General features: G+C 73.0%; 13 protein-coding genes. 5 read left to right on the top strand and 8 right to left on the bottom strand.

Going from position 1 to position 13,339, the window contains the following annotated elements:
- Positions 1–124: 124 nt before the first annotated feature.
- The 4 genes from ACH41F_RS30195 to ACH41F_RS30180 form a co-directional block, all read right to left on the bottom strand.
- Positions 125–1,309, bottom strand: a complete 1,185-nt coding sequence (locus tag ACH41F_RS30195) for an SfnB family sulfur acquisition oxidoreductase (RefSeq protein ID WP_391231787.1) — start codon at positions 1,307–1,309, stop codon at positions 125–127.
- Between the two features lie 5 nt (positions 1,310–1,314).
- On the bottom strand, positions 1,315–1,869 hold the full coding sequence (gene ssuE / locus ACH41F_RS30190) for an NADPH-dependent FMN reductase (protein WP_391231786.1): 555 nt from the start codon (positions 1,867–1,869) through the stop codon (positions 1,315–1,317).
- 185 nt (positions 1,870–2,054) lie between these two features.
- Positions 2,055–3,164, bottom strand: coding sequence for a dimethylsulfone monooxygenase SfnG (gene sfnG / locus ACH41F_RS30185; RefSeq protein ID WP_391231785.1), 1,110 nt, complete (start codon positions 3,162–3,164; stop codon positions 2,055–2,057).
- Between the two features lie 151 nt (positions 3,165–3,315).
- Positions 3,316–3,393 (bottom strand): putative leader peptide, encoded by a 78-nt coding sequence (locus tag ACH41F_RS30180; protein WP_353962852.1) that lies wholly within the window; start codon positions 3,391–3,393, stop codon positions 3,316–3,318.
- Between the two features lie 144 nt (positions 3,394–3,537).
- Here ACH41F_RS30180 and ACH41F_RS30175 point away from each other — a divergent pair, with 144 nt between their 5' ends.
- Entirely contained in the window at positions 3,538–4,494 is a 957-nt protein-coding gene (locus ACH41F_RS30175; protein ID WP_391231784.1) for a LysR substrate-binding domain-containing protein, read from the top strand.
- A 57-nt stretch (positions 4,495–4,551) separates the two neighbouring features.
- Here ACH41F_RS30175 and ACH41F_RS30170 read toward each other — a convergent pair whose 3' ends face one another.
- From ACH41F_RS30170 to ACH41F_RS30160, 3 genes are all read right to left on the bottom strand, one after another.
- Positions 4,552–4,737 (bottom strand): hypothetical protein, encoded by a 186-nt coding sequence (locus tag ACH41F_RS30170; RefSeq protein WP_391231783.1) that lies wholly within the window; start codon positions 4,735–4,737, stop codon positions 4,552–4,554.
- Between the two features lie 82 nt (positions 4,738–4,819).
- Positions 4,820–6,901: an MMPL family transporter gene (locus tag ACH41F_RS30165; protein WP_398838305.1), complete on the bottom strand. Its 2,082-nt coding sequence runs from the start codon at positions 6,899–6,901 to the stop codon at positions 4,820–4,822.
- A gap of 132 nt (positions 6,902–7,033) precedes the next feature.
- Positions 7,034–7,480 (bottom strand): MarR family transcriptional regulator, encoded by a 447-nt coding sequence (locus ACH41F_RS30160; RefSeq protein ID WP_391231781.1) that lies wholly within the window; start codon positions 7,478–7,480, stop codon positions 7,034–7,036.
- 150 nt (positions 7,481–7,630) lie between these two features.
- On the opposite strand from ACH41F_RS30160, the gene ACH41F_RS30155 reads away from it, so the two are divergent.
- Both ACH41F_RS30155 and ACH41F_RS30150 read left to right on the top strand, forming a co-directional pair.
- Positions 7,631–9,160: a DUF2867 domain-containing protein gene (locus tag ACH41F_RS30155; protein ID WP_391231780.1), complete on the top strand. Its 1,530-nt coding sequence runs from the start codon at positions 7,631–7,633 to the stop codon at positions 9,158–9,160.
- Positions 9,161–9,211: 51 nt separating this feature from the next.
- On the top strand, positions 9,212–10,585 hold the full coding sequence (locus tag ACH41F_RS30150) for an FAD-binding domain-containing protein (RefSeq protein ID WP_391231779.1): 1,374 nt from the start codon (positions 9,212–9,214) through the stop codon (positions 10,583–10,585).
- Positions 10,586–10,729: 144 nt separating this feature from the next.
- On the opposite strand, the gene ACH41F_RS30145 is transcribed toward ACH41F_RS30150, so the two are convergent.
- Positions 10,730–11,758 carry a MerR family transcriptional regulator gene (locus ACH41F_RS30145; protein WP_391231778.1) on the bottom strand — a complete coding sequence of 343 codons (1,029 nt, stop codon included), beginning with the start codon at positions 11,756–11,758 and terminating at the stop codon, positions 10,730–10,732.
- 114 nt (positions 11,759–11,872) lie between these two features.
- On the opposite strand from ACH41F_RS30145, the gene ACH41F_RS30140 reads away from it, so the two are divergent.
- Positions 11,873–12,484: a sigma-70 family RNA polymerase sigma factor gene (locus tag ACH41F_RS30140; RefSeq protein WP_391231777.1), complete on the top strand. Its 612-nt coding sequence runs from the start codon at positions 11,873–11,875 to the stop codon at positions 12,482–12,484.
- Positions 12,485–12,733: 249 nt separating this feature from the next.
- Entirely contained in the window at positions 12,734–13,201 is a 468-nt protein-coding gene (locus ACH41F_RS30135) for a hypothetical protein (protein WP_398838303.1), read from the top strand.
- Positions 13,202–13,339: the final 138 nt, after the last annotated feature.

Here is a 13,339-nt window from a genome sequence, read left to right as displayed (position 1 = left end):
AGGGGGCTCAGCATCCGTTGGGGGGGTTGGGTGTCACAGCGGACCGAGCGGTTTTCGGCGTGAGTGCAGGCCGGCGGTCTTCGGCGCAGGGCGGCCCGGGCGGTTTTCGACGGCAGAGCAGACCTCAGAGCAGGCCGTGGCGTGGTGGCCGGGTGCCGTTGAGCACGTAGCGGCCGATGTGCTGGATCTTCCAGCGGGCGGGGTCGTGGAGGGTGTGGGTGCGGGCGTCGCGCCAGTACCGGTGCAGATTGAGGGAGTCGAGGGCGGAGCGGGTGCCGGCGACCTCGAACAACGCGCTCGCCACCTCGACGGCGGCCTGCGCCGCCTGCACCTTGGCGGCGGCCACGGCGATGGACGCCTCGGCCGCCGAGTCGTCGGTGAGATCGTCCTGGGCAGCCTGGACCGCGTCCGCGGCCTCTCGGAGCAGGGCCCGCGACGCCCGTACCTGGAGGGCGAGTTCGCCGAAGCGCTGGATCAGCAGCGGGTCCTCGGCCGCCGTCTCGACGCCGCTCTCGAACCACGGTCGGCTCTTCGTCCTCACGAACTCCGCGGCCTCCGCCAGGGCGGCCCCGGCGATCCCGGTGTCGATCGCGGCGTGCAGCAACTGGGCCACGGCACCGTGCAGTTGCGGGCCCTCGAAAGTGAGGTGATGGGGCAGGACCCGGTCGGCCGGGACCTCGACCCTTTCGAGACGGACGGTGCCGCTGGCGGTCGTGCGCTGACCGAGTCCGTCCCAGTCGTCGACCACCGTCACACCGGGTGCGTCGCGGGGCACGTAGGCGACATGGAGCCGGTCGTGCTCGGCGCGGGCGAGCACGGGGATCCAGTGCGCGAACAGGGCGCCCGTGGCGTAGTGCTTGACGCCGTCGAGGACGTACGAGCCGTCCGGCCTCGGCGTGAGACGGGTGCGGATGTCCTGGACGTGCCGTGTGCCCGCCTCCGACTGGGCGTTGCCGAAGCGGCGGCCGGCGAGGAGTTCGCCGAAGAAGAACTTCCGCTGCTGCTCGGTGCCTTGCCGGCGGATCACGTTGACGTACGCGAAGTGGCTCTGCGGGATCTGGGCCAGGCTGGCGTCGGCCGACGCGAGCAGGCGGAAGATCTCCGCGAGGGTCCACGCGCCGACGTCCGCTCCCCCGTGCTCGGCGGGGACGGTGACGGCGAGCAGCCCGGAGTCGGACAGCCGGTCCAACTCCGTGCGGGGCAGCCTGCGTTCGGCGTCCCGCGCGGAGGCGCCCGCACGGAACTCCTCGGCGAGTGCGGCCGCGACGGCGAGGGCCTCGGCGTCGTCGGCAATCACATGGGCGGTCATCCGGCTCAGCCCGCCGCGGCCAGGACCGGGGCGGGCCCCAGGGCGCCCGAGAACTGGTCGACCACCTGGGTGAGCGCCTCGGTGGTGGTCGCGGGCAGGCTCAGGGTGCCGTCCTCGTACACGGTGATGTCCTTGTCGAGCGTGAACCAGCCCTGCACGATGTGGGCGGCCCCCATCGAGGTGAGCACCGGGCGCAGCGCGTAGTCGATGGCCAGGACATGGGCGGTGGTGCCGCCGGTGGCGAGCGGCAGGACGGTCTTGCCGACGAGGGCGTACTGCGGGAGCAGGTCGAGCAGGGCCTTGAGGACGCCCGAGTACGACGCCTTGTAGACCGGGGTGGCGACGACGACGCCGTCGGCGCGGGCGAACAGCTCGGTGGCCTCGACGATCGCCCGGTGTGTGAAGTCGGCGCCGAGGAGGGCCTCGGCGGGGATGGTGCGGACGTCGAGCGGGATCACCTCGTGCCCCTGCGCGGCCAGCCGCCGGTCGAGGTGGCGCAGCAGGCGGTTGGTGCGGGAGGAGGCGGAAGGGCTGCCGGAGACGGACAGGACGGTGGCCATGCGGTCCTCTTTCGGAGAGGGGAGGCGGGGCGCCCCCTGTTCAGGAGGGGGCGCCCCGGGAGGAAGTGGTCAGAGGCGCCGGGTGAGTTCGGGCAGGGCGGCGCGGCGCGCGGTGGTCTCGGCCTGGGCGGTCCCGGGAGTGGGGCGGGTCCGTCGGCGGGCGGGCGCCGGGGGCGCCTGCCTGTTCAGACCTGGGCGAGGGCGGGCTCGGGGAGCTGGGCCTCCAGTTCGCGTACCAGCGGCAGCACCCGCTTGCCGAAGTACTCGACCTCCTCGTGGTAGTGCAGGAAGCCCAGGAGGAGCAGGTCGACACCGAGCCGCCTGTAGGCGACGATCCGTTCGGCGATCTGCTCGGGCGTGCCGATGAGGCCGGTGCGGAAGCCGTCGTTGTACTGGACGAGGTCCTCGAAGGAGGAGTCCTGCCACATGCCCTTCTTGTCGGCCGTGGACTGGCCCGCCTGCTTCACCGCGGCACCGAACCCCTCGACGGCCTCGGTGTCGGCCCGGGCGACGATCTCGCGGAGGGTGTCCCGGGCCTCGGCCTCGGTGTCACGGGCGATGAGGAAGCCGTTGAGGCCGAACTTCGGTGCCCTGCGGCCGGCTTCGGCGGCGGAGTGGCGCACGTCGGCGAGCTGCTCGCTGACGCCGTCGAAGTCCCTGCCGTTGGAGAAGTACCAGTCGGAGACCCGTCCTGCCATCCGCCGTGCGGCGGTGGAGTTGCCGCCCTGGAAGATCTCCGGGTGCGGCCGCTCGGGCGTGTTCAGGGGCTTGGGCTTGAGGGAGAAGTCGCGCAACCGGTAGAAGTCGCCGCCGAGTTCGGCGTGGTCCTCGGTCCAGATCGTGCGCAGCGCGGTGATGAACTCCTCGGAGCGGCGGTAGCGCTCGTCGTGCTCCAGCCAGGGCTCGCCGAGGGCGGTGAACTCCCCCTTGAACCAGCCGGACACGACGTTGACGGCGAAGCGGCCACCGGAGAGGTGGTCGGCGGTGGCGCCGAACTTGGCGAGGACGCCGGGGTGCCACAGGCCGGGGTGCACGGCGGCGATGACCTTCAGGCGCTGGGTGGCGAGCAGCAGCGCGAGGCTGAAGCTGGTCGACTCGTGCTGGTACTCGGCGCCGTAACTGGCCATGTAGCGGACCTGGCTGAGGGCGTACTCGAAGCCGTTGTTCTCGGCGAGGACGGCGAGTTCGCGGTTGTAGTCGTAGCCCCAGTCGGTGCGTTGCTCGATCCTGCTGGTGACGAGGCCGCCGCTGACGTTGGGGACCCAGTAGGCGAATTTCACGGGCTCTGCGGGCATGCGGAACTCCTGTTGCGGAATGCGCACGGAAAAGCGTGCGGAATGTTCTCGGGCACGCCGAATTCAGCTGGGGCGACAGAGGGTGCGCGGGTGCGCTGAATTCAGGTGCGGGGAAAAGAGAGGCGCGGCGGATCTCCGACGGGAGCCGGGATCAGGCCGCGGGGCAACAGGAGGCGCTGGAGACGCGCGCGAGGTCGACATGGCGTCGCCGCGTGAGGTCCAGTCGCATCATCATGTTCCCGATCGTGACAGCCGCCGGTCCGGGCCGTCAAGGTAAACCCGACCGGTCTCGTATCGCGGACCATTGAATTTCACGAAGGCGTGACAGGGAAACCCTTGAACGGGTCGGCGAGCGGGCCGCATTCTTCCTTTCATGCGCACCGAACAGCTCGAATACATAGCGGCGGTGACCCGCCTCGGTTCCCTGCGCCGGGCCGCGGAGGAACTCCGGCTCTCGCAGCCCGCGTTGAGCGAGACGGTGCGGAATCTGGAGCGCGAGCTGGGTGTGGATCTCCTGGAGCGCAAGCGCTCGGGGGCGACGATGAGCGCGGAGGGCCGGGAGCTGCTGCCCCACATCATCGGCGTGCTGGACGCGGTGGACCGGTTGCGCTCGGCGGCGGGGGAACAGCACCGCATCCGCCGTATGGTCCGGGTGGGCACGGTCAACGCCGCGACGGTGCCGCTGCTGCTGCCGGTGCTGCGGGAGTTCCGCGCCACGCATCCCCGTACCCAGGTCGAGGTGGTCGGCACCCAGCAGTCCGACATCCAGCGGGCGCTGGCCGAGGGCGGCCTCGACCTCGGCCTGGTCAACCATCTGGAGGGCGACGACGTGCCGGCCGGGCTGGAGAGCGTGGAGCTGCTGCGTGGCCGCCCGGTGGTGTGTCTGCGCCCGGACAGCCCGCTCGCCGCACGGGACGCCGTCTCGGTGACCGACCTGCTGGACGTGCCGTTCATCGCGATGCGCTCGGGCTATGTCATGCACCGGTATGTGCACCGGCTGCTGGACGGGCGGACCCCGTCCTTCTCGTACTCCACCGACGGTGCCGAGATGGGCAAGCTGATGGTCGCCGAAGGGCTCGGGGTGACGGTGCTGCCGGATTTCAGCGTGGTCGGGGATCCGTTGGAGCGGCGGGGCGTCCTCACCCACCGGCCCCTCGCCGGGGAGCGGACCCAGGTGCTGCTGATGCTTCAGCGCCGCAGGACCGAGTCCGTGCCACGGGCGGCCCAGGATCTGCACGAGGTGTTCGTGCGCCGCGCTCGGGAGCTGAGCGGAACGGCGCCGCGCGGTGACGGCGGCGGCTCCGGGGGGACGGACGCCCCGGAGCGGTGACCGGGAGGGCGGGACCGGCGCTCCCGCCAGAGCGCCGGAACGCCGGTCCCGTCCTCCTCAGTCGTCGTCGCCCTGGAGCACCACGAGGAAAGCGTCCGAGTTCAGATCCATGACGACCGTGGCGGGCTCACCCTGTGCACGGCGCTGCGCCGCGTACTCCTCCGCCGGCCACGATCCTCGCGGAGCGCCCGCTGGAAACCGCTCCAACACCTTCGCGCCCATACCGGCAGTCACCTCCAGCATCGATCCTCGACTTGTGACGACGACTCGTCGTCGTATGTCCTCGCATGCCCTCGAATGGCGCGTACATGTCCGCGCCTGACGCTCAGTCGGATGCGGCTGCCGTCGTGAGGGCCTTGGCGCCGGGCCACCAGGCGACGGCACCGAGGTCGCGGACCAGGGCCGGTACGAGCAACGACCGGACGACGAGCGTGTCCAGGAGCACCCCGAGGGCCACGATGAAGGCGATCTGCACCAGGAAGGCCAGCGGGATCACCCCGAGGGCGGCGAAGGTCGCGGCGAGCATCACGCCGGCCGAGGTGATCACCCCTCCGGTGCCGACCAGACCTCGCAGCACCCCCTGGCGCACCCCGTGCCGTACGGACTCCTCCCGTACCCGTGACATGAGGAAGATGTTGTAGTCGACGCCGAGCGCCACCAGGAAGACGAACCCGTACAGCGGGACGGACGGGTCCGTGCCGCCGAAGCCGAGGACGTGCTCGAAGACCAGGGCCGAGACGCCGAGTGTCGCCAGGAAGTTGAGGGCGACGGTGGCCACGAGCAGGGCCGGCAAGAGCAGGGAGCGCAGCAGGACCGTCAGGATGACGAAGATGATCGCCAGGACGACGGGGACGATCAGGGTCCGGTCCCGTTCGGCCGTGCGCAGGGTGTCGTACTGCTGCGCGGTGTAGCCGCCGACGAGGGCGTCCGCGCCGGGGACCGCGTGCAGGGCGGTGCGCAGCCGCGCCACGGTGTCCTTGGCGTCGTCGCTGTCGGCGGCGGACTTCAGGGTGACGTCGACGCGGACCCGTCCGTCGACGACCAGCGGGGCGTCCCCGGGCCGCCCGGACCCGGTGACGCCGGCCGCCGAGGCGACGCCCTCGGTCGCGGTGGCCGCGGCGACGACCCGGTCGAGCCGGTCGGCGTCGGCGAGGACGACGGTGGGGTTGCCGGAGCCTCCGGGGAAGTGCCGGGCGAGGGTCTGCTGCGCGGTCACGGACGGGACGTCGCCGACGAAGGTCTCGTCGAGTGCGACCCCCTTGGACGACAGGGTGGGGGCGAACGCGGCGCACAGCAGCAGGGCGGCGAGGGAGGCGGCCCACACCGTGCGCGGGGCGCGGTCCACCAGGGCGGCGACGCGCCGCCAGATGCCCTGGCCGGCGGTGGGCCTCGGGACGGCGGGCCAGTAGGCGGCGCGGCCCAGCAGGACGAGCGCGGCGGGCAGGAAGGTCAGCGTGCTGAGCACGGCGCAGCCGATGCCGATGGCACCGACCGGCCCGAGGGCGCGGTTGTTCGTCAGGTCGCTGATCAGCAGGGCGAGCAGCCCCAGGGCGACGGTCGCGGCGCTGGCCACGATCGCGCCCCAGGACTGGCGCAGTGCGGCGCGCATGGCGCTGTGGCGTTCCTGGTGCCCGGCGAGTTCCTCCCGGAAGCGGGCGGTCAGCAGCAGGGCGTAGTCGGTGGCGGCGCCGATGACGAGGATGGAGAGGATGCCCTGGACCTGGCCGTCGACCCGGACGAGGTCGTGGTCGGCGAGGAGGTAGACGATCGCGCAGGCCAGCGCGAGCGCGAGGACGGCCCCCAGGATGATCAGGAGGGGCAGCAGCACACTGCGGTAGACCAGCAGCAGGATCACCAGGACGGTGACCAGGGCGACGGCGAGCAGCAGTCCGTCGATGCCGGCGAAGGCGTCGGAGAGGTCGGCCTGGGTCGCGGCGGGACCGGCGAGTCGGACCGTGGTGCCGGGAACGCGCTCGGCGGCGGCACGGACGTGGTCGAGGGCCCGGGGCAGTTCGTCGCCCAGGTCGGGCCGCAGCTGGAGGACGCCCTCCAGCGCCTCTCCGTCCCGGGAGAGCAGGGCGGGGGACGCCGTCCCGACCACGCCGGGGGCTCCGGCGAGCGAGGTGAGGGCGCGTTCGGCGGCGGCCTGACGGTCCCGGACGCGGCCGCCGTCCTCCTGGTCGGTCCACAGGACGATCACCGGGAGGGTCTCGTCCTGGTCGAAGGCGCGCTGGGCCTCGACGACCTCGGTCGACTCGGCGCTGCGGGGCAGGAAGCCCGCCTGGTCGTTGGTGGCGACCTCGCCGAGCCGCCCGGCGAAGGGGCCGAGGACCCCGCCCACGCCCAGCCAGACGACGAGGAGCAGGAGCGGCACGAGGAAGCGGCCTCGGCGCGGGGTGAGGGACATGGTTCTCCAGGCTTCGGAAGACATTATCTCAATGACAAACAATCTCAATCATTGAACCTTCTGGAGACACCGGGGCCCCGGATGCGGCCCGACGCGGCCTTTTTCAGCCGGGCAGACGGCCCGAGGGCGGGCTCAGGCGCCGGGCGACCTCAGCAGGGACAGCTCCTCGTTCATCGCCGCGAGGAAGCGGGTCACCACGGCCAGCTCGTCGTCGGAGAACCGCGTGCGGGCCTGCTCGGTGGCCCCGGCCAGGGGACGGAAGTAGGTGCGGGCCGCCGTCCGGGCGTCCGAGGCGTAGTACAGGTGCACCACCCGGCGGTCGCTGCTCTCCCGGACCCGGCGGATGTGGCCGGCGCTCTCCAGCCGGTCCACACAGGCGGTGACGGCACCCGAGGTCAGCCCGAGGTGCTCCCGCAGTCGGCCCGGGGTCATCGGCTCCTCGGCGTCCAGGATCGCCGCCAGCGCCTGGACGTCCGTGACGTGCAGCCCCTGGTCACCCGCGAAACCATGGACCAGACGGTTGATCTCGCCGTTCATCCGGCGCAGCTGGACCGCCAGGGAGTGAAGATCCGTTCCCATGAACTTCCGGGACGGTCCCTGATCTGCCGCGTGCCGCTTCGGGTCGTCTGCTGTGGCCACCCGAGAAGCCTATAGAAGCGGACGCATCCGGCACGGCCCCGCCCGGGGAAGTGATCACAGGGGGACGACGACACGGAGGACCGACGGCTGATGGACGACCAGCACACCGAACCGCGGCTGCGCTGCCTGGTGACCGGCGCCACGGGCTACATCGGAGGCCGCCTCGTCCCCGAGCTCCTGGCCGAGGGCCATCGGGTGCGCTGTCTGGCCAGATCCCCGCACAAGCTGCGCGACCATCCGTGGGCCGGCGAGGTGGAGGTGGCGCGCGGGGACGTGCTGGACCCCGCCGCGGTCGGAGAAGCCCTGCGCGACACCGACGTCGCCTACTACCTCGTGCACGCGCTCGGTACCGGCGACACCTTCGAGGAGACCGACCGGCGGGCGGCGCGGATCTTCGGCGAAGAGGCCCGAGCCGCGGGCGTCCGGCGCATCGTCTACCTCGGCGGGCTCACTCCCGCGGGCGTGCCGGAGACGGAGCTGTCACCGCACCTGCGCTCCCGGGCCGAGGTGGGCCGGATCCTGCTGGCGTCCGGGGTCCCGACCACCGTCCTGCGCGCCGCGGTCGTCATCGGCTCGGGCTCGGCCTCCTTCGAGATGCTGCGCTACCTCACCGAACGCCTGCCCGTCATGGTCACGCCGAGCTGGGTGCACACCCGGATCCAGCCCGTGGCGGTCCGCGACGTGCTGCGCGCCCTGGTGGGCAGCGCCCGGATGCCGCTGGAGGTCAACCGCACCTTCGACATCGGCGGACCGGACGTCCTCACCTACCGGGAGATGATGATCCGCTACGCGGCGGTGGCCGAACTGCCCCGGCGGCTCATCCTGTCCGTCCCGATGCTCAGCCCGGGCCTGTCCAGCCACTGGGTCGGCCTGGTCACCCCCGTCCCCGCCGCCATCGCCCGCCCCCTCACCGAGTCCCTGCGCCACGAGGTCGTCTGCCACGAGCACGACATCGCCACGTACGTGCCCGATCCGCCGGGCCATCCGGTCGGCTTCGAGGACGCGGTACGCATGGCCCTGCAACGGGTCCGGGACGCCCAGGTCACCACCCGCTGGTCCTCGGCGTCCGTCCCCGGCGCCCCCAGCGACCCGCTGCCCACCGACCCGGACTGGGCCGGCGGCAGCCTCTACACGGACGTGCGGGAGCTGACCGTCGACGCCCCGCGGGAGGCGCTGTGGCGGGTCATCGAGGGGATCGGCGGGGAGAACGGCTGGTACTCCTTCCCGCTCGCCTGGGCGGCCCGGGGCCTGCTCGACCGGCTGGTCGGCGGTGTCGGCCTGCGCCGCGGCCGCCGCGACGCGACCAGGTTGCGGGTGGGTGACTCGCTGGACTTCTGGCGGGTCGAGGAGATCGAGCCGGGCCGTCTGCTGCGCCTGCGCGCCGAGATGCGCCTGCCGGGCCTGGCCTGGCTGGAGATGGCCACGGACACCGACGAGGCCGGGCGTACCCGCTACCGCCAGCGCGCCCTGTTCCATCCCCACGGCCTGCTCGGCCACGCCTACTGGTGGGCCGTCTCCCCCTTCCACGCCGTCGTTTTCGGCGGCATGGCCCGCAACATCTCCCGCACCGCGGCACGCTCGCCCGCCGAACCGACCCGGGAACGCTCGTCCGCGGGCTGACCGCCCCCGGCCTCAGGGACACCACCACCCCCCGCTCTGGAGTACAGCCTCATGAACGTCTCGATCGTCCTGTTCACCTCGGACCTGCGCCTGCACGACCACCCGCCGCTGCGTGCGGCGGCCGAGGCGAGCCGGACGGTCCCGCTGTTCGTGCGCGACCGCGGTGTGGACGACGCCGGGTTCGCCGCCCCCAACCGGCTGGCGTTCCTCGCCGACTGCCTGCACGACCTGGACTCCGGTCTGCGCGAGCGCGGCGGCCGTCTCGTGGTGCGCTCCGGGAACGTCGTCGAGGCGGTGTGCGAGGTGGCCGCCGAGACGGACGCCGACGAGGTGCACATGGCCGCCGACGTCAGTGCCTACGCCCACGCCCGCGAGGCACGGCTGCGGCGCGCCCTGGAGGCCGAGGGACGCCGGCTGCACGTCCACGACACGGTGACCACGGCCGTCGCCCCCGGCGAGGTGACCCCGGCCGGCTCGAACCACTTCGCGGTCTTCACGCCGTACTTCCGGCGATGGTCCGGACAGAACCTGCGGGCCCCCCTGGCCCCGCCACGTGCCCTGCGCGTCCCGGACGAGGTCAGGTCGGAACCCCTGCCGAGCCGGTCCGCCCTCGACGGCCTCTCCCCCGGTCTGGCCGGAGGCGGGGAGACCGAGGCCCGCAAGCGCCTCGCGGCCTGGCTCCGCGACGGCGTCGCCGGGTACGCGGACCGCCACGACGACCTGCCCGGCGACGCCACCTCCCGCCTCTCCCCACACCTGCACTTCGGCACCCTCTCCCCCGTCGAGCTGGTCCACCGGGCGCGCAGAGCGGGCGGCTCGGGCGCCGAGGCCTTCGTACGGCAGCTCGCCTGGCGCGACTTCCACCGGCAGGTCCTTGCCGCCGGTCCCGGCGCCGCCACCGCCGACTACCGCACCAAGCGCGACCACTGGCGCACCGAGCAGAGCGCCGCCGCGGACATCGAGGCCTGGAAGGAGGGGCGCACCGGCTACCCGGTCGTCGACGCGGCGATGCGCCAGCTGCGCCACGAGGGGTGGATGCACAACCGCGGCCGCCTGCTGACCGCGAGCTTCCTGGCCAAGACGCTGTACGTCGACTGGCGCGTCGGCGCCCGCTATTTCCTGGAGTTGCTGGTCGACGGGGACGTGGCGAACAACCAGCTCAACTGGCAGTGGGTGGCCGGCACCGGCACCGACTCGCGCCCCAACCGCGTCCTCAACCCGGTCACCCAGGCCAAGCGGTACGACCCGGACGGCGCGTACGTCCGACGCTGGGTGCCCGAACTCGCCGGTCTCCGGGCGCCCGCCGTGCACGAGCCGTGGAAGCTGCGCGGCCTGGACCGCGCCACCGTCGGCGACTACCCGGACCCGATCATCGACCTCTCCGAAGGCCTGGCCCGCTTCCGGCGGGGACGCGGCCTCGAGTGACTCCTCCTGGCAGGGCTTTACGGGTGCGGTGATCCGCGCCGGGTGAGTCCTCCCGGCAGGCCTTCCCGGCTGCGGTGATCCGGGCGGCCTCCCGGTGCCGGCGCGACGGCTTCCCGATCCGGGGCGCCCTGGGGATTCCCGCCGTCAGTGCCGTTCCCCGCTGCCCGCCCCCGCGAACGCGCCGGACAGGATCTCGAGTGCGTCCTTCAGCGCCGTCGGGCGCGGCAGTTCGCGCGCTGCCGGGACGGACCAGCCGGGTCCGCCCAGGACCACCAGGGGCCGGCGCCGGGCGCCCTTCACACCCCACGAGGTGCCGGCGACGTGCCGGGCCAGCGGCAGGCTCGCGGTGGAACGGGCCTGCGCCCACAGGAACACCGCGGCCGGGCCCAGCCGCTGCACCGCGGCGGTCAGCGCCTCCCCGGGCACCGCCGCGCCGAACATCCTGGTGGGCAGGCCGAGTTCGCCCAGCGCGGCGTTGAGCGCCTCGATCGGCAGGGTGTGCTGTTCACCGGGTACGCAGGCCAGCACCACCGGTCCGGCGGCCGGGGCCACGGTCTGCCGGGCCACGGACGGTGTGCACCGGCGCAGCGAGGTCGACACGTGCCACGACAGCAGGTGCTCGACCTCGACGTAACGGTCTCCGGAGGACGCCCACTTGCGCCCCACCGCGTGCAAGGTGGGGACCATCACCTCCTGCCAGGCGACGGTGACGCCGTACTGCTCCACCGCGGCCGCGAGCTGCTCCTCGACGGCCGGGGCGTCGAGCCGTACGGCGGCTCGCGCGAGCCCCCTGCACTCCTGGCGCACGTCGCCGAGCGGCAGGGTGCCCGCGGCCCTCGAACGCGGCCGGTGCGGTTGCGGCCCCTCGGTCGGGGGCGGCGGGGCGCCCGGCGCCTGCCTCGCCAGGCGGGCGGCTTCGGCGGGCGGCACCCCCGACGAGGTCAGCCGGCACATCGCCTCCAGCACCGCCACGTCCGCGGGGGTCCACCGGCGGTGGCGGCCGTCGGCGCGCACGGCGGGTCCGATGCCGTACCGGCGGTCCCAGGAGCGCAGCGTGGTGGGCGACACGCCCAGCCGGCGGGCCAGGGCACCCGTCGTCAGGGGCACGTCCGCGGTCTCGGAGGACGGCCCCGGCCGGTCCTCGGGCGCCGCCTCGGCTGACGTCTCACTCATGGCAGCGACTATACGACGCAGAACCGATGCAAGTTGATGACCATGCTCGGCCGCTTCGACGATGGGCTCACCGGGCGTCGCGAAAGACGTCCCGACGCGTGAGGAGCAGTCGCCATGTGCCAGCAGCAGAACGCGACGCTGCCACCCGCCGCCGCGCCCCTGTGGGCACCGGTGGAGGAGTCGTTCGCCGACGAGGAGATCGCCCGGGGCCTGGCCGCGGGCGACGAGGCGTGCCTGGAGGAGGCCTACCACCGCTGGTCGACGCTGGTGCACACGCTCGCCTGGCGGTCCCTGGGGGACCTCAAGGAGGCCGAGGACGTGACCCAGCAGGTGTTCCTCGGGGTGTGGCGGGGGCGCGGCGGGTTCCGCCCCGAGCGGGGGACGATCGGCGGCTGGATCGTCGGCATCACGCGGCGCAAGATCGCCGACGCGCTCGCCGCCCGGACACGCCGTTCGGACCTCGTCGCCGCCGCCGGGTCGGCACTGCCGCCGACCGACACCGACGCGCACGGGCCCGAGGCGGTTCTGGACCGGGTGATCGTCCTGCACGAGCTGGCGAAACTGCCGTCGGCCCAGCAGCGGGTCCTGCGGCTGACCTTCTACGAGGACCTGACGCAGACCCAGATCGCGGAGTGCACCGGGTGGCCGCTGGGCACGGTCAAGAGCCATGCGCGGCGCGGGCTGCACCAGTTGCGCCGGTGCCTGCGGGACGCGGCCCTCGGCTGAGCGGTTCCGGCACAGACGGTCGTACAAGATTTCGACGCAAAAACGTTGCAGGCATGAACCACTGGCCGTCTTTCCTGTTCACGGGACCGGACGCAGTTCCTTCGACACGCGTCGGATCGCTCGGGCGCATCCATGAGGCCTCGAACTCGGGAAGAGGGGGAGATCACGCATCGTCCGAGACCGGGACGGCCGCATCCGACGGCCCACCGCACACCGCGACACCGCGACACCGCAGGGAGAGGTGGAACCGTGGCCGATACGAACACGGACGGTCATGTGCCTCCCGACCTCCTCGCCGCCCTCGCCCTGGACGGAGACCGCCTGCCCGACTCCGCGGAACTCGCCTCGGCCCACCTGCATCTGACCCACTGCCCCCAGTGCGGCGCGACGCTGGCCGAGCTGCGGAAGGCAGCGTCGGCCGCACGCGGAGCCGGGCCCGAGGACGGCCTCCGCGCCCCCTCCGACCGGGTGTGGCGGGCGATCCTCCGACTGGTGCGGGAGACCGGCACTCCCCTGGCGGCCCCGGCACCCGCGCGGCCGCCCGCCTGCCCGCCCGAAGCCACGGGGCTGCTCCTGTCCACGGTCGCGGTCCTGCTCGTGGTCGCGCTCCGGCTCCCGCGCCGAGGGCGAGGTCGAGGTCGGGGTTCAGGTCGGGGTTCAGGTCGAGAAATTCTCGGCGCGCCCCTGCATCCGCGGCCCGGTCGGCGTCAGAAGTAGGAGCAGGCCGGGAAATCGGATGACCGAGCCGGGTCAGGACATCCCCCCTCCGATGCCCCGGCCACCTCCGGGGAGTGTCGGCGCTCCCCGGAGGCCGCCACCGGGGGCCGCCCCCGGAGGCCCTTCCCGGCCGGACGA

The sequence above is a fragment of the Streptomyces sp. NPDC020489 genome (assembly GCF_044386545.1).
GTDB lineage: Bacteria > Actinomycetota > Actinomycetes > Streptomycetales > Streptomycetaceae > Streptomyces.
This window is presented reverse-complemented; position numbering and strand designations above follow the sequence as displayed.